The organism is Mycobacterium sp. Soil_C_30, assembly GCF_057656995.1.
In genome coordinates, this window is sequence record NZ_JBDGJH010000005.1 from 173,018 (window position 1) to 199,993 (window position 26,976).

General features: G+C 66.5%; 33 protein-coding genes. 15 read left to right on the forward strand and 18 right to left on the reverse strand.

Going from position 1 to position 26,976, the window contains the following annotated elements:
• Position 1: 1 nt before the first annotated feature.
• Positions 2-328, reverse strand: coding sequence for a branched-chain amino acid transporter permease (locus AC3A6P_RS11535; protein WP_487691619.1), 327 nt, complete (start codon positions 326-328; stop codon positions 2-4).
• Positions 321-998: an AzlC family ABC transporter permease gene (locus AC3A6P_RS11540; RefSeq protein WP_487691620.1), complete on the reverse strand. Its 678-nt coding sequence runs from the start codon at positions 996-998 to the stop codon at positions 321-323. The genes AC3A6P_RS11535 and AC3A6P_RS11540 overlap by 8 nt, the downstream gene beginning before the upstream one ends.
• Positions 999-1,072: 74 nt before the next feature.
• Between AC3A6P_RS11540 and AC3A6P_RS11545 the strand changes: the two genes are divergently transcribed.
• Positions 1,073-2,416: a hypothetical protein gene (locus AC3A6P_RS11545; RefSeq protein ID WP_487691621.1), complete on the forward strand. Its 1,344-nt coding sequence runs from the start codon at positions 1,073-1,075 to the stop codon at positions 2,414-2,416.
• Here AC3A6P_RS11545 and AC3A6P_RS11550 read toward each other — a convergent pair.
• The 5 genes from AC3A6P_RS11550 to AC3A6P_RS11570 all read right to left on the reverse strand — a co-directional run bounded on the left by AC3A6P_RS11550 (position 2,342) and on the right by AC3A6P_RS11570 (position 5,932).
• A complete protein-coding gene (locus tag AC3A6P_RS11550; protein ID WP_487691622.1) occupies positions 2,342-2,836 on the reverse strand; it encodes a hypothetical protein in 495 nt (164 codons plus the stop codon). The genes AC3A6P_RS11545 and AC3A6P_RS11550 overlap by 75 nt on opposite strands.
• Positions 2,833-3,924 carry a molybdopterin-dependent oxidoreductase gene (locus AC3A6P_RS11555; protein WP_487691623.1) on the reverse strand — a complete coding sequence of 364 codons (1,092 nt, stop codon included), beginning with the start codon at positions 3,922-3,924 and terminating at the stop codon, positions 2,833-2,835. The genes AC3A6P_RS11550 and AC3A6P_RS11555 overlap by 4 nt, the downstream gene beginning before the upstream one ends.
• Positions 3,925-4,000: 76 nt before the next feature.
• Positions 4,001-4,636, reverse strand: coding sequence for a methyltransferase domain-containing protein (locus AC3A6P_RS11560; RefSeq protein WP_487691624.1), 636 nt, complete (start codon positions 4,634-4,636; stop codon positions 4,001-4,003).
• A 1-nt stretch (position 4,637) separates the two neighbouring features.
• Complete coding sequence (locus AC3A6P_RS11565) at positions 4,638-5,279, reverse strand: TIGR04282 family arsenosugar biosynthesis glycosyltransferase (RefSeq protein ID WP_487691626.1); 642 nt, start codon at positions 5,277-5,279, stop codon at positions 4,638-4,640.
• Entirely contained in the window at positions 5,279-5,932 is a 654-nt protein-coding gene (locus AC3A6P_RS11570) for a glycosyltransferase family 2 protein (protein WP_487691628.1), read from the reverse strand. Before AC3A6P_RS11570 ends, AC3A6P_RS11565 begins: the two co-directional genes overlap by 1 nt.
• Before the next feature lie 89 nt (positions 5,933-6,021).
• Here AC3A6P_RS11570 and AC3A6P_RS11575 point away from each other — a divergent pair, with 89 nt between their 5' ends.
• On the forward strand, positions 6,022-6,753 hold the full coding sequence (locus AC3A6P_RS11575) for a response regulator transcription factor (protein WP_487691629.1): 732 nt from the start codon (positions 6,022-6,024) through the stop codon (positions 6,751-6,753).
• Entirely contained in the window at positions 6,740-7,768 is a 1,029-nt protein-coding gene (locus AC3A6P_RS11580; RefSeq protein WP_487691630.1) for a sensor histidine kinase, read from the forward strand. The genes AC3A6P_RS11575 and AC3A6P_RS11580 overlap by 14 nt, the downstream gene beginning before the upstream one ends.
• 17 nt (positions 7,769-7,785) lie before the next feature.
• Here the strand turns inward: AC3A6P_RS11580 and AC3A6P_RS11585 are convergent, their stop codons facing one another.
• Complete coding sequence (locus AC3A6P_RS11585; RefSeq protein WP_487691631.1) at positions 7,786-9,102, reverse strand: aspartate aminotransferase family protein; 1,317 nt, start codon at positions 9,100-9,102, stop codon at positions 7,786-7,788.
• Between the two features lie 116 nt (positions 9,103-9,218).
• Between AC3A6P_RS11585 and AC3A6P_RS11590 the strand changes: the two genes are divergently transcribed.
• Together AC3A6P_RS11590 and AC3A6P_RS11595 are read left to right on the forward strand one after the other, a co-directional pair.
• Positions 9,219-10,229, forward strand: coding sequence for a phosphotransferase enzyme family protein (locus AC3A6P_RS11590; protein WP_487691632.1), 1,011 nt, complete (start codon positions 9,219-9,221; stop codon positions 10,227-10,229).
• 63 nt (positions 10,230-10,292) lie between these two features.
• Positions 10,293-11,669, forward strand: coding sequence for an FAD-dependent oxidoreductase (locus AC3A6P_RS11595; protein WP_487691633.1), 1,377 nt, complete (start codon positions 10,293-10,295; stop codon positions 11,667-11,669).
• On the opposite strand, the gene AC3A6P_RS11600 is transcribed toward AC3A6P_RS11595, so the two are convergent.
• Positions 11,624-12,757, reverse strand: a complete 1,134-nt coding sequence (locus AC3A6P_RS11600; RefSeq protein ID WP_487691634.1) for a nitronate monooxygenase — start codon at positions 12,755-12,757, stop codon at positions 11,624-11,626. The genes AC3A6P_RS11595 and AC3A6P_RS11600 overlap by 46 nt on opposite strands.
• 162 nt (positions 12,758-12,919) lie before the next feature.
• On the opposite strand from AC3A6P_RS11600, the gene AC3A6P_RS11605 reads away from it, so the two are divergent.
• On the forward strand, positions 12,920-13,471 hold the full coding sequence (locus AC3A6P_RS11605; protein WP_487691636.1) for a TetR/AcrR family transcriptional regulator: 552 nt from the start codon (positions 12,920-12,922) through the stop codon (positions 13,469-13,471).
• Between the two features lie 59 nt (positions 13,472-13,530).
• Here the strand turns inward: AC3A6P_RS11605 and AC3A6P_RS11610 are convergent, their stop codons facing one another.
• Positions 13,531-15,045: an APC family permease gene (locus tag AC3A6P_RS11610; protein ID WP_487691637.1), complete on the reverse strand. Its 1,515-nt coding sequence runs from the start codon at positions 15,043-15,045 to the stop codon at positions 13,531-13,533.
• Between the two features lie 365 nt (positions 15,046-15,410).
• Between AC3A6P_RS11610 and AC3A6P_RS11615 the strand changes: the two genes are divergently transcribed.
• From AC3A6P_RS11615 to AC3A6P_RS11625, 3 genes are read left to right on the forward strand one after another with little or no spacing between them, the layout of a single operon-like run.
• Positions 15,411-15,929 (forward strand): flavin reductase family protein, encoded by a 519-nt coding sequence (locus AC3A6P_RS11615; RefSeq protein ID WP_487691638.1) that lies wholly within the window; start codon positions 15,411-15,413, stop codon positions 15,927-15,929.
• Entirely contained in the window at positions 15,926-16,999 is a 1,074-nt protein-coding gene (locus AC3A6P_RS11620; protein ID WP_487691639.1) for an LLM class flavin-dependent oxidoreductase, read from the forward strand. The genes AC3A6P_RS11615 and AC3A6P_RS11620 overlap by 4 nt, the downstream gene beginning before the upstream one ends.
• A gap of 34 nt (positions 17,000-17,033) precedes the next feature.
• Positions 17,034-17,810, forward strand: coding sequence for an SDR family NAD(P)-dependent oxidoreductase (locus AC3A6P_RS11625; RefSeq protein WP_487691640.1), 777 nt, complete (start codon positions 17,034-17,036; stop codon positions 17,808-17,810).
• A 134-nt stretch (positions 17,811-17,944) separates the two neighbouring features.
• On the opposite strand, the gene AC3A6P_RS11630 is transcribed toward AC3A6P_RS11625, so the two are convergent.
• Positions 17,945-18,973, reverse strand: a complete 1,029-nt coding sequence (locus AC3A6P_RS11630; protein WP_487691641.1) for an NAD-dependent epimerase/dehydratase family protein — start codon at positions 18,971-18,973, stop codon at positions 17,945-17,947.
• Complete coding sequence (locus tag AC3A6P_RS11635; protein ID WP_487691642.1) at positions 18,970-19,746, reverse strand: S-methyl-5'-thioadenosine phosphorylase; 777 nt, start codon at positions 19,744-19,746, stop codon at positions 18,970-18,972. The genes AC3A6P_RS11630 and AC3A6P_RS11635 overlap by 4 nt, the downstream gene beginning before the upstream one ends.
• Positions 19,747-19,832: 86 nt before the next feature.
• Here AC3A6P_RS11635 and AC3A6P_RS11640 point away from each other — a divergent pair, with 86 nt between their 5' ends.
• Genes AC3A6P_RS11640 through AC3A6P_RS11655 form a run of 4 tightly spaced genes read left to right on the forward strand, consistent with a single transcriptional unit; the run spans position 19,833 to position 22,392 of the window.
• On the forward strand, positions 19,833-20,495 hold the full coding sequence (locus tag AC3A6P_RS11640; RefSeq protein ID WP_487691643.1) for a DUF1345 domain-containing protein: 663 nt from the start codon (positions 19,833-19,835) through the stop codon (positions 20,493-20,495).
• A gap of 21 nt (positions 20,496-20,516) precedes the next feature.
• Positions 20,517-21,389, forward strand: coding sequence for a 1,4-dihydroxy-2-naphthoate polyprenyltransferase (locus tag AC3A6P_RS11645; protein ID WP_487691644.1), 873 nt, complete (start codon positions 20,517-20,519; stop codon positions 21,387-21,389).
• 59 nt (positions 21,390-21,448) lie between these two features.
• A complete protein-coding gene (locus AC3A6P_RS11650) occupies positions 21,449-21,748 on the forward strand; it encodes a DUF2510 domain-containing protein (RefSeq protein WP_487691645.1) in 300 nt (99 codons plus the stop codon).
• Between the two features lie 2 nt (positions 21,749-21,750).
• Positions 21,751-22,392, forward strand: a complete 642-nt coding sequence (locus AC3A6P_RS11655) for a hypothetical protein (protein WP_487691647.1) — start codon at positions 21,751-21,753, stop codon at positions 22,390-22,392.
• Here the strand turns inward: AC3A6P_RS11655 and AC3A6P_RS11660 are convergent.
• Genes AC3A6P_RS11660 through AC3A6P_RS11670 form a run of 3 tightly spaced genes read right to left on the reverse strand, consistent with a single transcriptional unit; the run spans position 22,358 to position 23,447 of the window.
• Positions 22,358-22,612: a hypothetical protein gene (locus tag AC3A6P_RS11660; RefSeq protein ID WP_487691648.1), complete on the reverse strand. Its 255-nt coding sequence runs from the start codon at positions 22,610-22,612 to the stop codon at positions 22,358-22,360. The two genes, AC3A6P_RS11655 and AC3A6P_RS11660, sit on opposite strands and share 35 nt — an antisense overlap.
• A gap of 47 nt (positions 22,613-22,659) precedes the next feature.
• Positions 22,660-23,223: a Clp protease N-terminal domain-containing protein gene (locus AC3A6P_RS11665; protein WP_487691649.1), complete on the reverse strand. Its 564-nt coding sequence runs from the start codon at positions 23,221-23,223 to the stop codon at positions 22,660-22,662.
• Positions 23,223-23,447: a helix-turn-helix domain-containing protein gene (locus AC3A6P_RS11670; RefSeq protein ID WP_487691650.1), complete on the reverse strand. Its 225-nt coding sequence runs from the start codon at positions 23,445-23,447 to the stop codon at positions 23,223-23,225. The genes AC3A6P_RS11665 and AC3A6P_RS11670 overlap by 1 nt, the downstream gene beginning before the upstream one ends.
• 309 nt (positions 23,448-23,756) lie before the next feature.
• On the opposite strand from AC3A6P_RS11670, the gene AC3A6P_RS11675 reads away from it, so the two are divergent.
• Positions 23,757-24,080 carry a hypothetical protein gene (locus tag AC3A6P_RS11675; RefSeq protein WP_487691651.1) on the forward strand — a complete coding sequence of 108 codons (324 nt, stop codon included), beginning with the start codon at positions 23,757-23,759 and terminating at the stop codon, positions 24,078-24,080.
• Between the two features lie 82 nt (positions 24,081-24,162).
• On the opposite strand, the gene AC3A6P_RS11680 is transcribed toward AC3A6P_RS11675, so the two are convergent.
• Positions 24,163-25,200 (reverse strand): aminotransferase class V-fold PLP-dependent enzyme, encoded by a 1,038-nt coding sequence (locus tag AC3A6P_RS11680; protein ID WP_487691951.1) that lies wholly within the window; start codon positions 25,198-25,200, stop codon positions 24,163-24,165.
• Entirely contained in the window at positions 25,197-25,475 is a 279-nt protein-coding gene (locus tag AC3A6P_RS11685; RefSeq protein WP_487691952.1) for a DUF4229 domain-containing protein, read from the reverse strand. Before AC3A6P_RS11685 ends, AC3A6P_RS11680 begins: the two co-directional genes overlap by 4 nt.
• 75 nt (positions 25,476-25,550) lie before the next feature.
• Here AC3A6P_RS11685 and AC3A6P_RS11690 point away from each other — a divergent pair, with 75 nt between their 5' ends.
• On the forward strand, positions 25,551-25,715 hold the full coding sequence (locus AC3A6P_RS11690; protein WP_487691652.1) for a hypothetical protein: 165 nt from the start codon (positions 25,551-25,553) through the stop codon (positions 25,713-25,715).
• 3 nt (positions 25,716-25,718) lie between these two features.
• Here AC3A6P_RS11690 and AC3A6P_RS11695 read toward each other — a convergent pair whose 3' ends face one another.
• Entirely contained in the window at positions 25,719-26,972 is a 1,254-nt protein-coding gene (locus tag AC3A6P_RS11695; protein ID WP_487691953.1) for a MinD/ParA family ATP-binding protein, read from the reverse strand.
• Positions 26,973-26,976: the final 4 nt, after the last annotated feature.

The window sequence follows — 26,976 nt, forward strand, 5'->3', positions numbered from 1 at the left end:
CTCACGCCAGCGCCGAGACCAGGCTGACGTAGACAGCGGTGCCCACCAGGATGCTGAGCAGCGCCTGCCGCCGCCACAGGTGCAGGCCTGCGGTGACGGCCACGCCGATCACCAGGAACAGCACCTCCCGTGGGGTTTGTCGCTGCGCACCGTGCAGGGTGTAGATGGCCAGCATCACCATCACCCCGACGGGCATGTGCACGCTCAGATGCCGCACCACCGTGCTGTGCCGCATGGGTGCCAGCACCGCGAACGGCAGCGCGCGCAGTGCCCACGTCACGGCGGCGCTGACCGCCACCAACAGCGCGATGTAACCGTTGTCAGGCATCGTCGCCTCCAAAATGCTTGCGCAGCAGTAGCACCGCGGTGAACGCCGCGAATGCGCACACCAGCAGCTGACCCGGGGCCACCACCCATGCAGCCACCGCGCACGCGGCGGCGGAGACAGCTGTCAGCGGATCGGGACGCTGCCGGTAGGCGTCGATGGCCAGCACGATGAACAACGCCGTCAGCGCGAAATCCAACCCCTCCAGCCGTTCGATGGGCAACGCCTCACCGAGCACGCCCCCGAGCGTCGCACCTGTCACCCACAGCAACTGGAAACACAGCTGCATCAGCAGGATCGGCCGCGTCGTCCAGTCCCGGGCCTCCGGGCTGACACCGACGGCATACGCCTCGTCGGAGAGCGTGTAGGTGCTGTACAGCTTGCCGGGGATCCCGCGCACCCGGTGCAGCGGGAAAGACAGCGCATAGAAGATGTGGCGGGCGTTGACGATGAACGTGGTCAACGCGACCGTCGCCACGGGCGCCGCCGCGGCCACCAGCGGCACCATCAGGAACTCCAGGGATCCGGCGTAGATCACGGCGGCGAACGTCGGTGCCCACCACCACGCCAGTCCGGCGTGCACCACCACAAAGCCCAGCGCCATCCCCAGTGGGATGAACGCCAGACCGATCGGCGCCGACAAGGCGAACACCTGCCGTAGGGAATGAGCCATCCGCCCAGTGTGCGATACCGGGGTCACCGAATCGTCAGACCGGGCCCGCAGCCGGGCACATAGGGTGGGAGAGTGTGAAGACCGGACGCCGTGAGTTCGTTGCCGTCGCCCTGGCCGTACTTCTGGTTGCTGCGGCGTTCGTCGTCCCCAAGCTGCATCTGGGCATCGTCACCCCGCTGATCAACGCCGACGCCGAACGGTTCGAGGCGTTCGCCGGCGCCGCACCGATCTTCGGGTGGTGGGACGCGCACGTCGGGTGGGGCACGGTGCCCGCCATCTTGATCGGTCTGGCGGCGGTGCGGTGGGGTCAGTCGGTGGCGCAGCGGCTGGGATTTCGGACGTTGCTGCTGGTGACGTGGGTGACGTCGGCGGCCTGGGCGTTCTCGCTGGCCATGATCGACGGCTGGCAGCGCGGTTTCGCCGGGCGGCTCACCGCCACGCACGAGTACCTGCGCCAGGTGCCGACCATCGACGACATTCCGTACGCGGTGCGGTCATTCGCCGGCCGGATCGTGGACTATCAACCGGATTCGTGGATGACGCATGTGTCCGGGCATCCACCGGGGGCGTTGCTGACATTCGTCTGGCTGGACCGGATCGGGCTCGGCGGCGGCGCCTGGGCCGGGTTGTTCTGTCTGCTCGTCGGCTCTTCGGCGGCCGCGGCGATCCTGGTGGCGGTGCGGGCGCTGTCCGGGGAGGACCTCGCGCGCGGCGCGGCCCCGTTCGTCGCGGTGGCGCCGACGGCCATCTGGATCGCGGTGTCGGCCGACGGGTACTTCGCCGGTGTCGCCGCCTGGGGTATCGCGTTGTTGGCCCTGAGCGTGCGCGGCTCCTGGTGGTGCGCCGCACCGGCGGGACTGTTGCTCGGCTGGGCCATCTTCCTGAACTACGGGCTGGGGCTGATCGCACTGCCCGCGGTGGCGGTACTGGTGTCGGCGTCGTCCGTGCGGGTGGCGCTGCGGACGTTGGGCGTGGCGGTGGTCGCGGCATCGGTGGTGGCCGCGGTGTTCTACGCGGCCGGATTCTGGTGGTTCGACGGCTATCACGCGGTGCAGGAACGGTATTGGCAGGGCATCGCGCTGGACCGGCCCTTCCAGTACTGGGGCTGGGCCAATCTGGCGTCGACGGTGTGCGCCATCGGTCTGGGCAGCGTGGCGGGTGTGGCGCGGGCGTTCGACTGGCCGGCTGTTCGCGCGCGGTCCGGCATTCACCTGCTGGTGCTGGCGGCGCTGCTGGCGATCCTGTGCGCCGACCTGAGCATGCTGAGCAAGGCGGAGACCGAACGCATCTGGCTGGGGTTCATGGTGTGGTTGACGGCCGCTCCGGCACTGCTGCCAGTGGCCTCACGCCGGTGGTGGTTGGCGCTCAACGTCGTCGGCGCGCTGCTGCTCAACCACCTCATCCTCACCAACTGGTAGGGATTTCGGCGCGTTGGTAACCGCTGAGCGGTTACCAACGCGCCGAAATCCCACGTAGGCGAAGGTGAGGACCCAGACGATGGCCAGGGCGATCCACAGCCCGGTCGGGTAATCACGGTCCAGCACCGAGGGATTGGTCGGTCGAGCGCCGGGCGTGTCGAACACCGGGACCGCCAGCAGTACCAGCGTCACGCTGAGCAGGGCCGCCACCGCCACCGGCGTCCAGACCGTGCGTGGCAGAATCCGTCGGCCCGCATAACCCAACGCGGCCACCAGCGGCGCGAACACGAAGTCGTGCAGCAACACACCGGCCAGCGCCCACAGCACGATCCGCAGCAACGTCGGCCAGGGATTCTCCAACAGCAACACCACACCGTAACCGATCAGCGCCACGCCCGCGACGCCCAGCGCGGCCCTCATGTGACCACCTCGATACGCGTCAACCACTTCGTCTGCAGCACACCGGGTCTCGACGGGGCGATCAGCCGGCAGGGATACCCATGGTCGATGTCGAGGGTCTGCCCGTTGAGCTTCAGCGCGATCAGCGTCCTATCGTCGCGGGCGTGCTTCGCCGGCAGCACGGTCCGAGAGTACGGCCCGGGCGGTTCCAGCGAGATCATCCGCAGATCGGCGTCGCGAGGCGCCCCGACGGTGGCGACGAGCTCGGCCAGCACCACACCGGTCCACTCGGCGTCGCGGCTCCAGCCTTCGACACAGGCGATCGGCAGCCGGTGTGTGGTCTGCGGCAGGTTGTTCAGGTCCTCGACGGTGAACCTCGTGGTGTTGGAACCGTAGACGACGGTGAGCCGGTAGTCGGGTGCCCGCGCGGTCCGCAGGACGCCCGCCTCGGCGCCGGAGCGGTTGACCGGCAGATCCTGGGGCCCGTCGCCCGAGCGTGGTGCCAGCACCGAGACATGACGCAGCCACGGCACGCTCTGCCCCACGGTGGCTGTCGTCGCCACGCCCACAGCCAGCCACGTCCCGCGCAAGACGGCCCGCCGTGACACCGGAACACCGAAATCCGTCGGCTCCTCGAAGGCACGACGGATGACGGGCAACTTCACCGCGACGTGCAGGATCACCGAGCCGAACACCACATAGGACATCGCGTAATGCACTGTGGTGAAGAAGAATCCGAACGCATACCACTGCGCGATGTTCATCAGGCCGGTCACCAGCTGGAAGATCATCGAGGCGACGAGCACCAGGATGGAGCCGCGCTCGAGGAGCCGCAGCGGTGAGCCGATCACGGGTCGTTCGAACAGGTTCGGCCACACCGACCACAGCTTGACCACCAGCAATGGCACGGCGGCGATACCGGTGGCGACGTGCAGTCCTTGCGTGAGGCGGTACAGCCACACCGGTCTGGTGGGCCACGGGAACCACGGCTGCGGATGCTGGATGAGGTGGCTGATCAGCCCGGTCAGGAAACACACCGTGACGGCGATGCCGAGCCACACCCCGACTCGGCCGGTGACCGCGGTGCCGCGCAGGGTGGTTCGGCTCACGAGCGCACAGATTTGTACGGAAACCCTCGGCGTGTTGTGTACAGACACGCGCGCTCGCCAGAGGGGGGCGGGGGCATCAGGCGGCCAGGGAGGCGACCACCCGGTCGCCGATCGAGTGGATGTCGTCGACGGCCAGGCCCACATCGGAGGCCAGTTGCGCAGCGCAGTCGACGCCCACCCACGCCCAGCGGAACCACGGGCCGATCGTTCTCCTGGTCTCCAGCCGAATCCAATCCACCTTCACCCCATGGGATTGCGGGTCGAATTCGGCCAGACACCGGCCACCGTGGCGCAGCAGTTCCGCCGAGCGGCGCAACACCCGCCACGGGTCGCCACCGAGACCGACATTGCCGTCGGCCAGCAGGACGTTGTGCCAGCGCCCGGTGCCCGGCAACGGGTCGAACAGATCGCGCCGCAAGGCCGGCGCCCCGCTGTCGCGCGCCAGGTCGATCGCCGTCGGCGACAGGTCCACCCCCAGTGCCGGGATTCCCCGCTGCACCAGATTGGCCACCAGACGTCCTGGGCCACAGCCCAAGTCGATCGTCGGGCCATCGCACATGTCGAGCACCACCGCGTCAAAATGCGCTTCGGCTTTCGAGGCCTGCCGCCCGCCGAGCCAGGTGCGCACCGGCAACCGGTCGGTGCTGCCGTCGTCGTGGCGGATCCAGCAGCGTTCACCGTTGAGGGCACGCTCATAGAGATGGCCGAACATGTCAGACCCCCACGAATCTGCTCGCGGGGCCGCACAGTGCCCGGACAGCATCCAGATCGTCGATGGTGTCCACATCATCGAGCTCCGGCAGCAGCGTCACCTCGGCGCCGGTGGCCCGCAGCGCTGCCAATGTCTGTGCACCGGTATCGGATCGCGACATCGGAATGTCAGCCAGGCACTGCGCCGTCGTCGCAGCGCTGACCCCCAGCGCCCACCATCCGCCGTCGCCGGCCATGCCGAGCACCGCGTCACCGTCGAGCAGTTGCCGCGCCGAACCACTGAGCAGTTCGGCGGTGACCTGGGGGGTGTCCATCCCGATCTGCAGCACGGGCAGGCCGGCCGAAGCGTCGGCGTGCGCGTGCACCAGGCGCTCGGCGAAACCGTCACCGCGCTGCTCGATCACCACGAACGACGCCAGCAGCTCCCGGATCTCAGCGGCCCGCGCCGCCTTCGTCAGATCCCCGGTGAACGCGACCACCCGGCGGGTCACGGATGCGGCGACAACCGCATCGAGAGTGTCCAGCAGCGCCGCCGCGGCGACGTCGGCGGCGGCGTCGTCACCGATCGATGCGGCCAGCCGGGTCTTGGCCAGCCCGGGAACCGGAGCTTTGGCTACGACGAGAAGACAGCAAGGGAGCTCCATCAGTTGATCGCCTTCCAGAAGTCCACCGCGGCATGGAAGCTCCCCCGAACGGAACCGCTGACCTTCGACACCCCACCGGTGCGGGGTCCGTACGCGACATCCAGTTCCACCACTCGCCAGCCCGCTGCGGCGGCGCGGACCAGCAGTTCCAGCGGATACCCCGATCGGCGGTCCTGCACACCGAGATTCAGCAAATCGTCCCGCCGCATCACCCGCATGGGTGCGATGTCGTGGACTGCAAGGCCATGCTTGTGACGCAACCGGAAGCAAACCGCCGCGGTGCCCAGGCGGGCGTGCCACGGCCAGCGCAACCCCCGTACCGGCCGCCGCCGTCCGGTCACCATCTCGGCGCCGTCGAGTGCGGCCACCAACCGCGGCAGATCGCCGGGATCCAGTGACCCGTCGGCATCGATGACCGCCACGATCGGCGACGTCGCGGCCACCACACCGGCATGCACCGCCGACCCATAACCCGGTACCCGTTCCACGACCACCTGGGCGCCGTGACCGCGCGCGACCTCGGCGGTGTCGTCGGTGCTGTTGTTGTCGACGACCAGCGCCCGGTACCCCGGGGGAATTGCTGCGAGCACCCCGGGCAGGGCCTCGGCCTCGTTGAGGCAGGGCAGCACCACTGTGACCGGACAGTCGGGCATGACTTCCGACGGTAGCAGTGAAATTGGCACCGATCCGGACCGCCGTCGGTGACGAATGCCTTACATCATCGCAGGTAGATGAGCTTCGAATGAGTGGAGATGGTGAGTTGGGAGCCGTGGGCGCGCGTGTGCTGATCGCCGACGACGACGTGGTCGTCCGCGATGTCGTGCGCCGATACCTGGAACGTGACGGGTTGGAAGTCGCTGTCGCCGACAACGGCACCGACGCGTTACGCATGCTCGGCACGGAACGGATCGACGTGGCGGTGCTCGACGTGATGATGCCCGGACCCGACGGGCTGACCTTGTGCCGCAGTCTGCGGCAGGCGGGTGACTTCAGTGTGCCGGTGATCCTGCTGACCGCCCTCGGCGAGGAGGACGACCGGATCGCGGGGCTCGAAGCCGGCGCCGACGACTACGTGACGAAACCGTTCAGTCCTCGTGAGTTGGCGCTGCGCGTGCGCTCGGTCCTGCGCAGGTCGCCGTCGCCGCTGGGCGCGTTGCCATTGGACATCACCGTCGGTGAGTTGACGGTGTCCTCGGCCTCGCGCACCGTGAGCCTCGAGGGCCGCCCGGTGGGCCTGACCAACCGTGAGTTCGACCTGCTGATGTTCTTCCTCACCCACGCCGACACCGTGTTCACCCGCGAGGAACTTCTGCAGCGGGTGTGGCACTGGGACTACGGCGACCTGTCCACGGTGACGGTCCACGTCAAACGGTTGCGTTCCAAACTCGGTGACCACCACCGGGTACAGACGGTGTGGGGCCGCGGCTATCTGTGGCAGAGCGCGGCCGACGAGGACCCGCATGCCGCCGGCTGACGTGACCGAAATCGTCCTGCTCGTGCTCGCCTCCTCGGTGCCCGTTGTCCTGTTGGGGGCGTTGATCATCCGGGTGGCCCGGAGCTGGTCGCTGGCGGTCAGCATGGTGGTCCTGGTGCTGATACCGGTGGTCGCCACATTCGCCGGGGTGCTGGGCGCCAGTAGCTTCATGATCACCGAGACATTCGAGAAAACGGCCATCGTCTTGGTGATCGTGTCGGTGGTGACCATTCCCGCCGCGGTGATGCTGGCCCGCTATCAGGCGCGAAGAACCGTGTGGGAACAGGAGATCCGCGACTCTGAACGCGCCGCCGAACAGTCCCGGCGCAAGCTGGTGGCCTTCGTGAGCCACGATCTGCGCACCCCCCTGGCCGGCATCCGCGCGGTGTCGGAAGCCATCGCCGACGGCGTGGTCAGTGATCACGAGGTCCGTGAACACGCCAAACACATCGAGCAGGAATCGATTCGGCTGTCCGAGATGGTCGATGACCTGTTCGAGATGTCGAAGATCAATGCCGGGGCCGTCACGGCGTCCTATGACCGGGTGGCCCTCGACGAGGTGGTCGACGACGTAGTGCGCGCCCACCGCATCACCGCCGATCGGGCCGGTGTCGCGTTGCGTGCCGACCTGCCCGGGGCGCCGGTCAAGGTGATCGGCAGCGACCGCGCGCTGGTGCGGGTGCTGTCGAATCTGGTGGCCAACGCGATCGCCCACACCCCCTGCGGCGGTACGGTCAGGCTGGAGCTGGGCCGCGACGAGCAGGGCGCCTGGGCGAGGGTCGACGACACCGGAGTGGGAATCGACGAAGCCGACCTGGGGCGGGTGTTCGACGTGGCCTACCGCGGCTCCAACGGGCGTGTGCCGCGGTTGGATTCGTCGTTGCCCAGCGGGTCAGGGCTGGGTCTGGCCATCGCCGCCGGCCTGGTGCAGGCCCACCGCGGCACGTTGTCGGCGCACAACCTCGACACCGGAGCCCGCTTCGAGGTGCGGCTGCCGCTGGCTACGGAGGCTTGAGCCGCCTCGGCGACCGGCTACCGAGCCTTGAGCACCGCCTCGAACTCCGTGCAGAACCAGTCCACATCTGCCATCGAGAACACCAGCGGCGGACGAATTTTCAGCACATTGCCGTCATGCCCGCATACCGACAACAGCACCCGTCGCTCCCGGAGCGCATTGACCAGCCAGCGCGCCCCGGCACGGTCGGGTTTCTTGGTCTCGGGATCGCTGACCATCTCGACGCCGATGTAGAGACCCGCACCGCGGACGTCACCGACGCCGGGATGCGCGAGCGCGATCTCGGTCAGTTCCCGCCGCAGCGTCGCACCCACATTGGCTGCATTGCTCATCAGCCGTTCGTGCTCGATGACGTCGAGGACGGCCGACGCCGCGGCCATGGACACCGGGTTACCGCCGAATGTGTTGAAGTAGGGCATCCCGACGGCGAACGATTTCAGGACGTCGGAGCGGGCCGCCATGGCGGCGACCGGCATCCCGTTGCCCATCGGTTTCCCGGTGGTCAGCAGATCGGGAGTGACCCCGTGGCGCAGGCACCCCCACATCGAGTCACCGGTGCGGGCGAAACCCGGCTGCACCTCATCGGCGATGAACACTCCCCCGCGCGAGCGCACCACGTCGACGGCGGGTTTGAGCACGTTCGGGTCGGTGTAGATGCCGTCGGACGAGAAAATGGTGTCGACGATCAGGCACGACACCCCGTAACCGGCCTCGCTCAACTCGTCGGCGGCGGCTGCGACATCAGCGGCGAAGCGCTGGGCCAGTTGATCGCCGGGCACCCGGTAGCTGTCTGGCGGTGGCACCGTGCGCACATTCGGACCCTGTGTACCGGGCCCGCCGAGTGACGGCGAGATGGCGGTGACAGCGGCGGTGTTGCCGTGATAGGCGTCGGCGGTGATGATGACACCTGTTGCGCCGGTGTGCATTTCAGCCACCCGCAAGGCCAGGTCATTGACCTCGGAGCCGGTGCAGGCGTACATCACCTGATCGATCTCGAACGGCAGCGTGTCCAGTAGCCGCTGCGAGTAGTCGATGATGGCCTGGTGCAGGTAGCGGGTGTGGGTGTTGAGCGTCGACAGCTGCCGGGTGACGGCCTCCACCACATGCGGATGGCAATGCCCGACGCTGGCCACATTGTTGTAGGCGTCGAGATACCGCTCACCTTCGGCGTCGAAGAGGTACGTGCCCTGCCCGCGCACCAGATGGACCGGGCGTTCGTAGAACAGCCGGTACGCCGGGCCGAGCATCTCCTCCCGCTTGGCGATCAGCGGTTCAGCCTGACCGGTGGCGCCGGCCGAGTAGCTGTTGGAATCCATGATGTTGGAGAAACTCATAACGCCACAACGATGCCATCTGCGCCGGATTCCGTCGCGGCGAGCATCTCGAAGTACGTAATTTGTACGGGACGCGCCCGGTCGCGCAAGTGGTTTGGGTGCCGCACACTGTTCCGATGCCAGGTCTGCCACCCAACCACCAGGACTTCGCGCGCGCGGCGCTGCCCGCTTATGGGCTTGCCGCCGACACCCCGCTGCGGCTGCTGAGCCTGTCGGAGAACGCCACCTACTTGGCGGATACCGGGCCCGAGCCCCTGGTGGTGCGAGTGCACCGGCCCGGCTACCACTCCCTGTCGGCGATCCGCTCCGAGCTGAGCTGGATGGCGGCACTGCGCGACGAGACCACAGTGATGACACCGCATCTGATCCCGGCCCGCGACGGAAGCGATGTGGTGAGCGCCGATGTGGCCGGGACGCGGTTGTACGTCGACGCGGTCTCCTACATCCCCGGGTGCACCGCCGAAGAGCAGCCCGACGCGGTGGGCTTCGATCAGCTGGGCCGATTGACCGCGCTCATGCACAACCATGTCGAGGACTGGCAGGCCCCGGATTTCTTCACCCGGTTCCGGTGGGATCTGGAAACCACCATCAGCCCGGTCGCGCGCTGGGGCGACTGGCGCGGCGCGCCCCACCTCAGCGACGCCGACACCACGGTGATCGGACTCGCCACCGAACGAATCATCGAGCGTCTCACCGCATTCGGCACCGAGGCCGATCGTTTCGGCTTGGTGCACGCCGACCTGCGCATGGCGAACCTCATGGTGGATCCCACGAATCCGGCCGCACCGATCACCGTCATCGACTTCGACGACTGCGGGTGGTCCTGGCATCTGGCCGATCTCGGTGCGGTGGTGTCGTTCATCGAAGACACCCCGGAGGCCGAACGTATCATCGCCGACTGGCTGCGCGGCTACCAGGAGGTACGCAAACTCCCCGACGAGCACCTCGAGCTGGTGCCGACGTTCGTGATGCTGCGCCGCGTCATGTTGTCGGCCTGGATCGGTAGCCACGCCGACGCCGACGCCGCCCGAACTCTGGCACCGACATTCGCTGCGGGCACCGCCCGGCTGGCCGAGCGCTACCTCGGCGACGACTCCTGGCTGAAAAACTCGATATGGGGTAGTTGACTACGCTAGTCGCCCCCGGCGCCCCGCCCGAGACTGGCTGCTCAGGCCTATCAAGGGGGTGCCATGAGCCGACTGGGCGAGCATGCAGTGGTTTTGGGGGCGAGTATCAGTGGACTACTCGCTGCGCGGGTGCTCTCCGAGTTCTACGACCGGGTGACCGTCGTGGAGCGCGACACTTTGCCCGAGGATGTCGACAACCGGCGCGGTGTCCCGCAGGGGCGGCACGTGCACGTGCTGCTGGCCAGCGGGTCCGATGCCGTCGAACAGCTGTTTCCCGGAATCCTGGACGCGTTCCTCGGCGACGGCGCCGTCGAACTGTCCACCGATCGGCTGAGCGATTTCTGGCAAGTGCTCAGCGGCCAGAACCTGCGCCGCGAAGATGGGCGTTTCGACCGCGCGTTCCAGATGTACCAGTCGACCCGTCCATTCCTGGAAACCCATGTCCGTCAACGTCTTCGACGATCCGATACGGTGACCATCCTGGACTCACACGACGTGGTGAACTTGACCGCCGAGGGCAATCGCATCACCGGGGTGGCGGTCGCACCACACCGCGGCGGGCCGACGCGAGAGATCGCCGCAGACCTGGTGGTCGACGCCATGGGCCGAGGAGCGCGCACTCCAGCGTTTCTCGAGTCACTGGGCTACCAGCGACCACCTGAACTCGGCACCGTCGTACGGGTGTCCTACACGAGTCAGTTGCTGCGGATCGCGTCCCCGGAGCCGCCTGCGAAGCTCTTCTTGATCAACGCCAAGAAAGGCGGCACCGCCGGCGGGGTGCTGGCCAAGTGTGAGAACAACACCTGGCTCTTGACCAGCGTGGGCATGGTGGGCATCGAGCCGCCCACCGAGTGGGATGCGTTGCGAGACTTCGCCGAGAGCTGGGCACCCGAGCCCATGATGGCAGCCCTGCGCCGCGCCGAACCGATCGGCGAACCGTCTCGCTACCGCTACGCCTCCACCCAGTGGCGCCGCTACGACCGGATGCACCGCTTCCCCGACGGCCTCGTGGTCTTCGGCGACGCAATCTGCAGCTTCAACCCGATCTACGGGCAGGGCATGTCGGTGGCCGCGCTGGAAGCGCTCGCGTTGCACGACTGCCTGCGCGCCGGTGCCGATCAGCTGGCCCGGCGGTTCTTCGCGGCGACGTCCGAGACGATCAACACCGCCTGGCAGCTGGCCACCGGCGCTGATCTGGCGATCCCCGAGGTGCAGGGCCGCCGCACGCCGGCGACCCGGTTGCTGGGCTGGTACACCGACCGCGTCATCGCACGATGTGCCTCCGACCTCGTGGTGCACGAGCAGTTCGTGCGGGTGACCAATCTCCTGGATCCGCCCACCCGGTTGATGCGGCCGGCGATCATCCGGCGGGTGCTGGGCCGTCAAAATCCGGTTCAGTCCTCCAGCGAGGCCCCGAGCCGTTCGGCGGCGGTCACATAGTCCTCGATGAACTCCAGCACCACGTCGCGGGCGGGTTTCACCTTGTTCATCAAGCCCACCCCCTGCCCGACGAAGTAGGTGGCCAGCGCCTGGGCGCCCGGATGTCCTTGTGCGGCAAGCTTGTCCACCCGGCGCAGCACCGGCTCGACGAGCATGTTCTGCAGCGGGAGCGGCAGGGTCTGATGGCCCTCCCTGGCGGGCTGCCAGGCGTTGGTCCAGTCGGACACCAGCTGACGGGCGGGCTTGCCGGTGCGTCCCATCGACCGCACGGTGTCGCGCGAGGAGGCGGCCAGCATCTTCTGGACGGTGTGCGGCGCGGTCTCGGCCTCCTCCGTCGTCAACCACACCGAACCCGTCCACGCACCCGCGGCGCCCATCGCCACACAGGCAGCCATCTGCCGGCCCGTCACGATGCCGCCCGCCGCCAGCACGGGGACGTCCTTGCCTCTGGGGTGCGCCTCCAGCGCTTCGAGGACCTCGGGCACCAGCACCAGCGTCGACACCTCACCACAGTGTCCGCCTGCCTCGGTGCCCTGGGCGATGATCACGTCGACCCCGGCCTCGGCCTGCTTGATGGCGTGCTCCTTGGCGCCGACCAGCGCGGCGACCGGGACACCGCTGCTGGCGCCGGCCTCGATCATGTAGTCCGGTGGGACACCGAGGGCGTTGGCCATCATCTTGATGGGGTGTTTGAGCGAGACGTCCAGCAGTTGCTCTCCGGTGTCCCCCGACAGGTTGGAGCCGCCGTGCCGGGGCCGATCGTCGAGCGGGATATCGTGTGCAGCAAGCAGTTCGGCGACGAAGGTGCGATACTCGGCGGGAATGCGGTCCACCAGTTGACCGGTGGACAGCGACTCGCCTTTGCCCTCGAACTTGGCGGGCACGATGATGTCGACGCCGTAGGGCTTGCCGCGGACCTCGCTGTCGATCCAGGCCAGTTCCTGCTCGAGCTGGTCAGGGGTGAACGCCGTCCCGCCCAGCACCCCGAACCCGCCCGCATTCGTCACGGCAGCCACCACGTCGCGGCAGTGGCTGAACGCGAACAACGGGAACTCGATGCCGAAGCGGTCGCAAATCGGTGTCTTCACCCGATCAGTATTGCCCCACACAATTGACGCCTGTCAAGTAGTGGTTCCCAGAGTCAGGCTATCCTCGACACATTGCATTGCCGCAGCACATTCCCACTCCACGGAGAGGCCAGGTTGGCTCGAAACAAGAGTGATCGCTCTGAGGCCACCAGGGCAGCGTTGATGGACGCGGCCTTGCGGGTGATCACCGATTCCGGTGTCAAAGGTGTCACGCACCGTCGAGTCTGCGCGGCCGCGAACATGTCGCTGGGTACTGTCAATTACCACTACGGAGATCTCAACGATCTCCTGCTCGACGCGTTCAGCGTGTACGTCGAACGCGTCTCCCGAACCTACGAGAACAGCTTCAGCGCTGCCCGCAATGACGAGGAGCTCGCCGACGCGGTTCTTGCCCTGATCGACTCACTGGCCGACGACAGCGACACCGCCATCCTGATGTGGGAACTGTATGTCGAGGCCGCTCGAGACAGGCGTTATCGCATGCTGGTTCGCAAATGGTCGGTACGCGCCAAGTCAGGGGTGGCCGCATACTGCGGCGCCACCACCGCGACTGCCATCGAGGCACTGTGGGACGGAGCAGTGATGCAGCGCATCGTCGGCGACGCCTATCTTCCTGACGACGAACTCCGACGGGTCGTCCTGTCGATCATCCGATCGGACCCTTCACGTCACTATCCCGCCACCAACACCGAAGTACCGGCAGGCCAGCGCTGAAGCCTGTTGCCGCGCACCAAAGTGAGTGCGCGGCAACAGTGATCTGCGAGTAGCGTTCGTTACTCCGATGTCGTGGCGCGTGCTTGGCGCAGCCTCTCAGCCACGGCCAGCGCATCGTTTTCGGGTGAACCGGAACTGCCGTACGGGCGAGCCACCACCATGTAGACGCCGCCCACGGTCAGCACGAAGGCCAATCCGATCAGCACGATCCAACGATCAACGAAGGACAGACTGGCGTCACCCGGGATCGCCAGCAGGATCATCGCGGCAATCCCGTATACCAGGGCGGCGACGTTGACCAGCATCCCGGCAGCGCCCAGCGACCACTGACCGGCCGGTCGCCAACCTTTAAACCGCTGGCGCAAGGCCGCGAGAACCACCATCTGGAAGCAGACGTAGATGCCGAGGACGGCGAACGCTGTCACCTGCACAATGCTGTCCGGCTTGAAATACAGCCAAACGCTGATCATCATTGGCGCGCAGCACGATACGATCATCGCGTTGCGCGGCACCGCTCCGCTGCCGCCGACCTCCTCGTGGAGTTTCGACAGCCATCCACTGCCCGGCAACATGTCGTCTCGCGCGAAGCTGTAGAGAAGTCGACTCAGAGCGGCTTGCTGCGAGAGAACGGCAGACAAGAAGATGGTGGCGGCAACGATCAAGAGCATCGTCATACCCCACTCACCAGTGCTCGCGCGAACGATCTCCGGGATCGGGTCGGCGACGTTTCCGTCGACGATGTCCTTCAAATTCGGTGCAGCCAGGATGAACCCGGCATAGGCGATCACTGCAGCCACCAGACCGATGACAATGGTCAAGATCATGGCCAGGGGGATCCGACGCTCGGGATCCTTGACTTCCTCGGCAACATCACCGCATGCCTCGAAGCCGTAGAACTGCCAAAGGCCCACCAGGGCAGCCAGCATGAAGGCCCACAGGTACGACTCGGAGGCGGCCACTCCCATCGAGTCGAACAACGTCGAGAAGGAGTTCTTCCGTTCGAAAAGCAGCAAGTACAGGCCGAGCGCAACAACGCCGACGAGCTCGCAATAGAACCCGATCCGCGCAACGAGCGCCAGTGTTTTCGTTCCGGTGCTGTTGAGGACAAACGCCACCGCTAGTAGTCCGAGCGCAATCAACAGCCCGGATCCGGCGGTGACCGTGGCCTGAAATAGATTGGCCAGGAATGGAATTGCAAACTGCACTACCGACGTGGTGGTCACGATGAGAGCGGCGAGATAGATCCAGGCGGCCATCCATGCGTAGCGTTTACCCCAGAGTCTCCTGGTCCAGGGATAGATGCCGCCGGTGATCGGATACTGCGACACCACCTCCCCAAACACCAGCGCGACGAGCATTTGCCCCACGGCAACGATGACGAACCACCAGATCGACGGCGGCCCGGCGGTGGCCAGCCCCAGAGCGAAGATGGACAGGACTCCCGCCCCCGGAGACAGGTAGGTGAACCCGAGCGAGAAGTTGGACACCAAACCTATGGATCGCTTGAATTGCTCCGGAGCGTGGTGCCCTTGCCCTTCGCTGGGCGCTCCTGGAGCCTGTATCGACTCGGACATTGACGGCTTCCTTCCACGACAGAAGTACAGAGGAGATGTTGGGGCGGCTCGACATAGCCGAAAGCGTTCTTCCAGTGTTCGATTCAGATGAAACGGCGTCGACCGCCTAATATTCGAACAAACGTTGAACATTGGAAGTTGGCAAAGCGTAACCCCGCATACCACACCTGTCAACGTTGCCGGGGCTGCATCTCAGCCGCCTCCGTCGTGAAACCTGCAGGAAACAAGGAATTGTCGATGCACCGATGGCGGAACCATCAATCGATTCGCGGCTATTGACAGCCAGCCGGCCGAGATTTATGTTCGCTACACCGCCACAGTTTCAACAAATGTTCGAATTAAGTAACCGGTAAGGACATGAGGCCATGACGACCCGCGGGTTGAACGAAGTCAGTTTCAAACGAGCCGTCGGCCAGTTCCCCACCGGCCTGACAATCGTCACGGGCATACACGACGGGATACCTGTCGGCATGACTTTGCAGTCCTTCATGTCCCTGTCGCTCGAACCGATGCTGATAGCCCTTGCAGTCGCGCATACGTCCACCACCTGGCCCATGATCGAGACGGCGGGCTCCTTCGCGGTGAACGTGCTGGCACAAAACCACGGAGAGCTTGCCCGTCGATTCGCCAAGCGCGGTGAAGCTCGGTTCGCCGCCGTCGACTTCGGCACCTCATCATCGGGCAACCCCGTGCTGACAGATGCGGTTACGTGGCTGGACTGCCAACTACACCGCACCGTAGACGGTGGTGATCACAGAATCGTCATCGCCGAGGTGGTCGAAACCGTGGATGACGTAACCCGGATCGACGTCGAGGCCCTCCTGTACTTCCGCTCGCAGTTCCACAGCACCACCACATCACCCCCTGAGGAAGGAACCCCATGAAGTTCGGACTCTTCAACATCCCGTATTCCCGCGAGTACTCACACGGCAAGCGGACTGCCCGCCAGGTCATCGACTGGGATCTGACCATCACGAGGTGGGCGGACGAATGTGGTTGGGCAGAAGCCTATTTCGCTGAGCACTACACACTCGGCGGTGAACCCAGTCCTGCACCTGACGTTATGATCGCCGCTGCATCCCAGATCACGTCGCAGATTCGCCTGGGCGCAGCCGCGCATCTGCTGGCCTACCACAACCCGATCTCCCTGGCACACCGTCTCATGTGGCTCGATCACCTCACCGGCGGTCGATACATCGCCGGCGTGGCACCGGGCGCCTTCCCCAGCGATGCCCAGTTGTTCAACACCGGCAAGAAGAATCCTCAGATGATGGTCGAGGCGATCGACATCATGCAAGCCATCTGGGAGAAGGAAGGGCCCTTTCGCATCGAAGGCGACTTCTGGACCGTCGACATGCCGGCTTACTCCGACGACATTCACGGTCCTCACCTCAAGCCCTTGCAGGATCGGATTCCCGTGATCATGACCGGTATGCAGGCGAAGTCGCCGACTTTGACGACCGCCGGCCAGCGCGGGTTCTTTCCCATGAGCCAGCAGGTGCACGAGAGTGTGCTGTTGCAACACTGGGAGACCTATGCCGCCGCAGCGACGGGCGCGGGCCATCCCGCTGATCGCGCCAACTGGCGGATCTGCCGCGACGTCCTGGTCGCCGACAGCGATGAGCAAGCGCGCGACGCCTATCTCAACGGCGCGATGGGCGATCTGTGGGGTAACTACAACATTCCGACTTTCATCAACTTGGGTCTCGGCGACCTGGTGACCGGCGGTACCATCCCGAAGGAAGAACTCACAGCCGAGTGGATGGTGGACAATTTCCACATCGTCGGTTCCCCGCAGACCGTCGCGTCGAAGATCGAAACGCTGTACAAGGCGGTCGGTGGTTTCGGCACACTGATCTCGTTCGGCCACGAGTACTCCGACGATCAAGAGGTATACCGCCGCAGCTTCGAACTGATCGGAACCAAAGTCGCCGAGTTGGTTTCCCATCTCTGAAGCGCGCCGCCGACACTATCTCGGGAGACAAAGCATGTCCTACTCATCCCAGCTGCTCCTTGACGGAAAGGTGGCACTGGTGTCGGGGGGCGCCCGCGGCATGGGTGCCGAACACGTCCGTCGACTGGCCGAGGAAGGTGCCGTCGTACATTTCGGCGACGTCCAGTATGACCTGGCGCAGACCCTGGCCGAGCAGTTGCAGTCGAAGGGTCTCGAGGTTCACGCCCACGATCTCGACGTCACCGATTCGTCGTCATGGCAGCGGGTGATCGAGACGATCGCGGCCACGCATGACTGCCTCGACGTTTTGGTGAACAACGCCGGCATTCTCGATATGGCCAGATTGGAGGACGCAACCGAAGAGTCGTGGCGCCGCACCTTGGACATCAACACGACCGGGGTTTTCCTGGGAGCCAAGACCGCTCTGCCGTTGTTGAAGCGCAGCCGGTCCGCGTCGATTGTCAACATCTCGTCGATATTCGGACTCATCGCCGCAGAGGGGTACGTCGCCTACACCGCATCAAAGGGGGCAGTGACCACGCTGTCGAAAGCTCTGGCCTGCACATACGGTCCACTCGGAATTCGTTGCAACAGTGTCCACCCGGGCTACATCCAGACCGCCATGCTGGATGAGGAGTTGAACCAGCTCGCAGACGGCGCCGTTGACGTTCTGCATCAGCAGATCCCGTTGCGGCGCTTCTCACAGGCAGGTGAGGTGTCCGAGGTTGTCGTCTTCCTCGCGTCAGATCGTGCCTCCTACGTCTCGGGCGCGGAGATCGTCGTGGACGGCGGGCTCCTGGCCGGGCGATAGCACCCCACACGCGGGTGGGCGTGAGACCGTACGCCCACCCGCGCTCACTGCAGCAGGAGGGCACCTGATGAATGCGTTTGGCCATGGCTCGATTCACAGCACCTCAGACGATCTGGGACCCGCGTCGACCGGACCTAATCTCGCAGCGGGGCGAACGCAAAATCCCGCAAGCCGTCCCGCGGCGACACCGCGGCGCGAAACCCCAGCGTCTGCGCGGCCCCCTCCGGCGAGGCGACGATATGGCGGACATCGCCACTGCGGTACTGCCCGGTGATCTCCGGGGCCGGGCCGCCGCGTGCCTCACACACCAGATCGGCGACCTGCAGGATCGAAATCGGTTGTCCTGAGCATACATTGGCGGCGAGAAAGCCGTTGCTGTCATTTTCCACCGCCGCCACATTCGCAGCCGCGACGTCGCTGACGTGGACGAAATCGCGCATCTGCCCGCCGTCTTCGAAAACCCTGGGTGCCCGTCCCTTTTCCAGAGCCGAGCGGAAGATCGCGGCGACACCGGAATACGGTGTGTCACGGGGCATACCGGGGCCGTAGACGTTGTGATAGCGCAACGCGATAGCCGAACCACCGGTGGCCTCGGCCCAGGCCAGCGCGTAATGCTCCTGCGCGGTCTTGCTGGCGGCGTACAGACTGCGCGGCCGTAGCGGTGCGCACTCGGGTACCAGGGTCCAGCCCACCTCTTCATCGCCGAGCGGGCAGCGATGCTCGAACATCCCGGCGTCCAGATCCTCCCGGCGGCGCGGCACCGGATCGACGGCCCCGTGCACCGGGCATTCGAAACCACCCTGGCCGTACACCACCATCGACGACGCCAACACCAGCTTCTGCACGCCGGCGGCGTACATCTGCGCCAACAGCACCGTCGTCGCGTAATCGTTGTGCCTGCCGTACGCGGGCGCGTCGGCGGCGTCCACCCCGGCGCCCACCATCGCCGCCTGGTGACACACGACGTCGACCCCATCGAGCAGATGCGCCACGATGTCCGGGGCTGCCACGTCGCCGCGCACCACACCGTCGGGAAGGCGGCCGTCGTGATGCGCCGCGGGGAGCAGCACGTCGAGGCCGATCACCTCGTGCCCTTTAGCTTTCAGCGCGGCCGACACCTGCGAGCCGATGAACCCGGCCGCGCCGGTCAGCAGAACCTTCACGGCAAGTCGATCGGCAGCGTCACGCCTTCGTGCGGTGAGCAGTGCGTGCACGTGTGTTCCTGCGGCACCGACTCGATGGCCTCGTGCACCAGCTTTTTGAACGGCACCAGGTTTCTCTCGAATTCGGCGAACACGTCCACCGCCTTGACCCCGCTGCCGGCCTCCACACCCGCATCCAGATCGGTCACCAAAGCGATGGCGGCATAACAGATTTCGAGCTCGCGGGCGAGTACCGACTCCGGGTAACCGGTCATGTTGATCAGCGAGAAGCCCTCCCGGGCATACCACTGGCTCTCCGCCCGGGTGGAAAACCGAGGCCCTTCGATGACCACCATCGTGCCACCGTCCACCACGTCCGGCAGGTCGGTGACCGCTGACCGCAGGTCCGGGCAGTACGGGTCGGCGAAATCGACGTGGATACCGCCGGAGTCGAAATAGGTGGCGGCGCGCCCGCTGGTGCGGTCGACGAGCTGGTCGGGCACCACCATCGCACCCGGGCCCAGATCGGGTGTCAGACTGCCGACGGCGCACGGGCCGAACACCCGCCGCACCCCGAGGGAGCGCAGCGCCCACATGTTGGCGCGGTACGGCACGGTGTGCGGGGAGAACTCGTGTTTGACGCCGTGGCGCGGCAGGAATGCCACCTCGTGCTCACCCACGGTGCCGACGGTGACGGCCGCGCTGGGCGCCCCGTACGGGGTATCGAGGCTGACGGTGCGGGCGTCGGCCCCGAAAAACGAGTAGAAACCGCTGCCGCCGATGACTCCGAGCATCCGTCCATTCTGGTGCATGACCGGTGCCGCCGACTCGTGACGGTGCTGTGACATCCGCTTCCCAGCAACGGTGGTTGACTGCCCTGGTGGCTGTTGTGTCCGCATTCAGTGCAGATGGCCCGGCCGTTGTCCGCCTAGCCGGTGCCGCCGCCGGCGGCGTCGTCGCGGCATTGGTGGTGGCGTCGACGGCCGGTGTTCCGTACGCCCCGGCGGCGGGTTGGGTGGTGGTCGCCTCGATCTACCTCGCCTGGACGTGGCTGCTGGTGGGACGGATGGATGCCGAGCGGACCGAGGCACATGCGCGGCACGCCCACGAGGAGGACTCCACCCGTGGCTTCACGCAGGTGATGATGTTGCTGGCCAGTGTGGGCAGCCTCGGCGGCGTGGGTTATCTGCTGGCCGCCGAATCCGCCAAGGGTGGTGACGTGCCGGCCGCCGTCGTCGGAACCCTGTCGGTGGCGGCGTCCTGGTTCGCCGTGCACACCGTTTTCATGCTGCGCTACGCCCGGCAGTACTACACCGGCCCGCCCGCGGCCATCGACTTCAATCAAGACGACAAGCCCGCCTACGCGGATTTTGCCTACCTGGCCTTCACCCTCGGCATGACGTATCAGGTGTCGGACACCAATCTGCGCAGCCGGGACATCCGGTCCACCGCCCTCACCCATGCCCTGCTGTCGTTTCTGCTGGGAGCCGTGATCCTGGCGATGACGCTGAATCTCGTGGTGGGCCTGACGGCGATCAACTGAGGTCGTGGGACGATCATCGGCATGGCCACCGTCGCGCAATGGATCGAAGGCGCTCGTCCGCGGACGCTGCCGAATGCGGTCGCGCCCGTCATCGCCGGCACCGGCGCGGCGGCCTGGCTGGACGGCGCGGTCTGGTGGAAGGCGCTACTGGCCCTGGTGGTCTCCCTGGCCCTGATCGTCGGGGTGAACTACGCCAACGACTACTCCGACGGGATCCGCGGTACCGACGACGTGCGGGCGGGTCCACTGCGGCTGGTGGGCTCGAAGGTGGCCTCGCCCCGGTCGGTGCTGACGGCCGCGGTCATCAGTCTGTTGCTTGCCGCGATCGCCGGTCTGGTGCTGGCGATCGTCAGCAACCCGTGGCTGATCGCCGTCGGCGTGGTGTGCATCGCCGGTGCCTGGTTTTACACGGGCGGGTCGAAACCCTACGGATACTTGGGTTTTGGCGAGATCGCGGTGTTCGTGTTCTTCGGGCTGGTGGCGGTGCTGGGCACGCAGTACACCCAGGCGTTGACCGTCGATTGGGTGGGCACCGTGGCGGCCGTCGCGATGGGATGCCTGTCGTCGGCGGTGCTGGTGGCCAACAACCTGCGCGACATTCCCACCGATACCGAGTCGGGCAAGATCACGCTGGCGGTGCGACTCGGCGACGCACGCACCCGGACGCTGTACGTGGTGCTGCTCGCGGTGGCCGGCCTGGCGACCATCGGCCTGGCGTTCGCCACCCCGTGGTGTCTGGTGGGCTTGGTGGCTGCACCGTTGGCGGTACGCGCCTCGCGGCCTGTGACGTCCGGAAAGGGCGGACCGCAGCTGATCCCTGTGCTCCGTGACACCGGCCTGACCATGCTGGTGTGGTCGATCGCCGTGGCCGTCGCGTTGTTCCTCGGAAGCTGACCCTCGACGATCTCGCCGAGACCGCGTTGCGGTGACATGTTGTCCTGCACAATCTCACCGTGAGCGCGTGGATGTTCGACAACCGTCCTCAGGAATGGCTCTTCGACGCCCACCGCCCCGCCGGCTGGTACCCGGACCCGGCGGGCACCGACCGGTGGGAGTACTGGAACGGACGTGCGTGGAGCAGACGGCGAAACCTGTCGGGCATCCCATCGCGCGTGATCACCCCTTGGCGCCTGAGCGCCGCGCTCGCGACGATGGTCGGATTCGGTCTGCTCAACGCCGCTGCACTTGTTGTGTTGACCGACGGGTTGCCGTCGCTGATCCGTGTGATCAGCGATGTGCTGCAGTCGCTGTAGCGATGCGCCGCATTTCAGCCGACGAGTGCGACCGTCTGTGGTCCGGGTGGACACCATGGGAGGTGACCCGCCGGCTGTCCGGCGTCACCGCGCCCTGGTACGTCGCTGCGGGCTGGGCGATCGACCTTTACCTCCATGGCGCACCGCGGGCACACGGCGACCTCGAGATCGGCGTCCCCCGCAATCGGTTCGACGACATCATCGATGCGCTGCCGGGGTATGAGTGGGATTGCGTCGGCGACGGATGCCTGGGGCCCTATCCCGACCACGCCGATGCCACGCACCAGACCTGGCTACGCGACCGGGCGACGGGCCGCTACCACCTGGACGTGTTCCGGGAACCCCATGCCGACGGCCGCTGGGTCTGCCGCAGGGATCCATCGCTCACCATGAGCTACGACGAACTCATTCTGCGCACCGCTGGCGGCGTACCCTACGTCATCCCCGAGGTGGCGCTGCTGTTCAAGGCGAAGAATCCGCGCGCCAAAGACATCCACGACCTCGCACGCGTGCTTCCCGCGATGCCGGACCACCGCCTCGCCCGACTCTGGGGATGGCTCGACGTGATCCACCCCGGCCACCCTTGGCTGCTCACCATCGGCGCGGTGCTCACGCCCCAGAAGGCACCGGATAGCGGTCGTTGACGTCGGCATTGGAGTCCTTGCGCGCACAGTGGGCGCAGCAGAAGATGCCGTCGTCGGTTTCGATGCCGTGGCCGAGAATTCGGCAGCCGCAGTGGACGCACTCGGGTGCGAGCTGGGCTGCAGCGCATTCCACGCTGTCGAACGTCGCGGAATGGCCGTCGGCGAAGGTCACGGTGAAAGCTTTGTCGTAGTCGTTGCCGCAGGTATCGCAGATCGTCATGAGACTTGAGTGCCCGCCGAACCCAGAGCCAAACAGTCACGCGTTGCTCAGGCGGCCTTGTCCAGTAGCGACTCCACAGCCGCGCGCAGCTGGTCGACGCCGACGTGCTCGGTGATCAGCCCGACGGCCCGAGGGTCGCCGCCGCGCAGAACGGCCAGCAGCACATGCTCGCTGCTGATCTCTTTACTCTTGTGCGCCAATGCTTCTCGCAGTGCCAGCTCGAGGGTCTTCTTCGCGGATCGGGTGAACGGGATGTGGCCGCGGCGCCGCCGGCGACGTCCGGAACGACGCAGTGCGTCGCCGAAGGCGTCGGGCCCGAAGCCGCGTTCCACCGCCGCGCGCACGGCATGCAGGTCGATACCGATGGCCCGCAACGTCTCGGCGTCATCGTCGAACGCGCCGCGGTCGGGGTCGGCGGCGGCAAGGCGGGAGCGCACCGCGTCGGCCGTGAGACCGAATCCGCCCAGCACGGTGGACAGCTCACGGCCGGCGCTCTGCAGCACCCCGACCAGCAGATGCTCGGCGCCGATCTCACGGGCATCGAGATCGCGGGCCTCCTCCTGGGCGAGCACCACGGCAACGCGGGCGGTGCGGGTGAAGCGTTCGAACATCATCGCCTCCGGTTGTACTTCTGATGAACGGCCTGGCGGCTGACTCCGAGCGCGTCGGCGATGGCCTGCCAGCTCCAGCCCTGTTCACGGGCGTTGGCCACATGCAGCGCTTCCAGCCGCTCCTGTAGCCGCTGCAGGGCTCCGACGGCGCGCAGCCCGACCGCGGGGTCGACACTGCCCAATTCGTCGGGGTGCTCCAGCGGAGGCGACGCGGACTCACTCATGCGTGTCAATGTAACTTGACGAGAGGTTCGCGTCAACCAATCTTGACACCGCTGGTGTGGGCCACGTTGCTACGCCGGCTGCGCTGAGACTGCGGTCACTGCGGGAAACATCGGCGTGCCGGCACACCCCCGGCAGTCTCGACGAGTGATCACTGCCACCCGAGAACCAAATGCTGCCAATGGAATTAATCCTCTGACATGCTGGTTTAAGCAAGCAGACCGGAACGAGAAACCGATCCGAACCGCGACCCACAGATCTCTCTGCGAGGCACGATTCGCAACCAAAGAAGTACAGAGAGAAGCACGACCATGAAGAAGTTTGGCTTTGCCACCATCGCCGCCACCGCCCTCACCGCAGGCTTCCTCGGCCTGGCCGCCCCGGCCATCGCCGCTCCCACCGGAGCCGGCAACGCCCAGGACACCATCTCCAGCCTCGAAAACCAGGGCTACAAGGTGATCGTCAACCGCCTGTCGAACGCCCCGCTGAATCAGGCCAGCGTGGTCTCCGTAGGCCAGGGCCCGACATTCACCCACACCAACACCAACAACGGCAATGAAGGTGGCTACTCCTCGGTCAACGACCGTCAGTTCGCCCCGGACAACGTGAAGACGGTGTACGTCAACGTCAAGTAACGGCCGACGACCTCGAGACGGGCGCCCAAGCGGGCGCCCGTTTCGTGTGTGAGGGAACAACCCCCGGCACGCATGCCGGCGGTCAGCCGTGCAGCGCCTGCAACAGCCGATCGACATCGTCGTCGGTGTTGTACAGATGAAAGCCCACCCGCACCCGCCCGGCCCGTACCGCGGCCCGAATCCCGGCCTGCCTCAGGCGGATCGACACCGCGTCGGTATCGGCAACGGTCAGCGACACAATGGCCGAGTCAACGGCCGGCATCGTCAGCTCAGCGCGCACACGGTTGGCCAACCCCACGGTGTGCGCGTGCACGGCCGCACGGTCCAGACCGGCCAGCCAAGGCAGGCTCGCGCCCGCACCGATGGCGCTGACCCACGACGGCGACGCGTCGAGACGCCTGGCACCGGAGGCCAGGCGCAGCGGGAGGCCGTAGACGGTGGCCCAGGGGTTGTCCCCCGCATACCAATTCGCCGCGTGCGGGGTCAGCTTTTCGAGCACCGAGTCGCGGACCGACATCCAGGCCATCCCGCGCGGCGCCAGGAGCCACTTGTACGCCCCACCCACCGTCACGTCCGCCCACGACAGATCCACATCGCACCAACCCAGCGCCTGCGTGACATCGATGACCGTCAGCGCCGTCCCGGCCTGGGCGCGAAGCGTCTCGACGTCGAGCACCGATCCGGTCGCCGACTGCGCCAGACTGACCGCCACCGCGTCGAACTCCCCCGCCCGTCGCTCCAACTCACCGGGAGCCAACTCGGTGACCGTCACTCCGCGCGCCGCTTGCGCGGCGAAGGGGAAACTCACACTGGTGAACTCGCCGGCCAACGTCGCGACCCGAGCACCGGCGGGCACCGCGGCCGCCACCAACCCCAGCAGCGCCGACACACTGCCCCCGATCGCCACGGCGGCGGCCGGCACGCCGACCAGCGCGGCGTAACCGGCACGGGCCGCCTCGACGTCCCGGTCGAAGTCGGGCGCATACACCGCACCCCGGCGCCACGCATCCACATGAGCAGCGACTGCCTCGGCGACGAAGGTGGGCGGCAGCCCGACCGTGGGCGAGTCCAGGTAGCCGTCGGCGCCCGAGAACTCGGCACCGAACGCGACCCGGCTCAGGAGGAACTGTCCTCACCGCGCAGCCGCGCCTGCAGCTGTGCGCGGTCACGCTTCCGCCGTTCGTCGACGGCGGCGATGCTGGCGGTGGCCCGCTTGCGCAACGGCGCGAAGATCCAGATGCCCAACGGGAGCGCGATCACGATGGCGAAGAGCAACGCGATCACCACCGGGAACTCCTCGATCCCGATCAGCTGGGCACCGAAGAAGATGGCCGCCGCCAGCACTCCCACCAACAGCAGCCGCGCAACCAGGTAGGCCAGTACATCGATCATCATCTGACTGGTCCGGGGCTGTTCAACCACGAACCCGAGCCTACCGACGCGCGTATATTCGGACCAAGGAGGTTATTCGTGTCGTTCCTGGTCCTCATGCTTCTTCTGGCCGCAGCGGTGTACGTCGGCTGGCGGGTCTACAAGGCTCGCGCGGACCGTCCGAGACCCCGAACCATCGGGCCCGACGACGATCCCGAGTTCCTGTGGCGGCTCAACCACCCGGACAACAAGCCGCGGTCGTAGAGCTCAGAAGCGCGTATCTGCACCACGATTCGCGCTGGGAAATCCATCGGCGACCACAGCTGCCAGTTCGATCAGGGACTCCCGGGTGTCTCGCCGCAAGCGCTCCAGATCGATCTCCGCGCCCTCCTCGAGATGCGGGTCGAAGGGCACCAGCTGCACCGCCCGGCACCGCCGCGAGAAGTGATCCACCACCTTCTGGATGTCGATCTTGGCCGACCGCGGCCGCACCGCATTGATCACCGCGACGGAGTTGCGGACCAGCTCCTGATGGCCGTGCGCGTCGAGCCAGTCCAGCGTCGCCGAAGCGCTGCGGGCACCGTCGACCGAACCGGAGCTGACCACCACCAGGGTGTCCGCCTTCGCCAGGACGGCGGACATCGCCGAGTGCATCAGCCCGGTCCCGCAGTCGGTCAGCACGAGGCTGTAGAAGCGTTCGAGTACCTGCAGAGTCCTGGCGTAGTCGTCGCCGCTGAACGCTTCCGACACGGCGGGATCGGTCTCCGAGGCCAGCACCTCGAGCCGGCTGGGACCCTGCGAGGTGTAGGCCCGGATATCGCTGTAGCTCTGGATCCGCGCCGCGTCGTGCAGCAGGTGGCGCACCGTCGCCTGCGTCTCCAGTGGCACCTTCTGGCTGAGCGTGCCCCGGTCGGGGTTGGCGTCCACGGCGATCACCCGGTCCCCGCGCACCGAGGCGAAGGTGGAACCCAGTGTGGCGGTGATGGTGGTCTTGCCGACGCCGCCTTTGAGCGACACCACCGCGATGCGATAGCAGCCCGCCAACGGCTGCCTGACATGCGCGACGAGATTGTTGCGATGAATGTCCTTCGGACTCTCACCGACATTGATCAGCTTGCCCGAGGCCAGGTAGAGCGCGCGCCGCCATCCGCTCGACGGTGGCGGTTTCACCTCCCGCAACAGCGAACTGCTGGACAAGTCGGGGTACGGCGTCTGCGGGATCTCCGGCCGGTACGGCACGGGTAACGCGCTGGGCGGCTGCCCGAAATCGGGCTGGGCATACTCGGGCTGCGCATACTCGGGCTGCCCAAACTCGGGCTGGGCATACTCCGGAGCCGGGTAGTCCGGGCGAGGTGCACTCGGCGGCGACACGAAGTGAAAGCGTTCGGTCTGCGGTTCCGACGACTGCTGGTGCTGTGGGACATCCGGCCATTCCGGTGGCGGCGGGTTCCAGCGCGGCGCGGGCGCCCCGGACAGTCCGGTGGGCTCGCTGAACCGCTGCTCGGACCGGAACCCACTCAGCGGC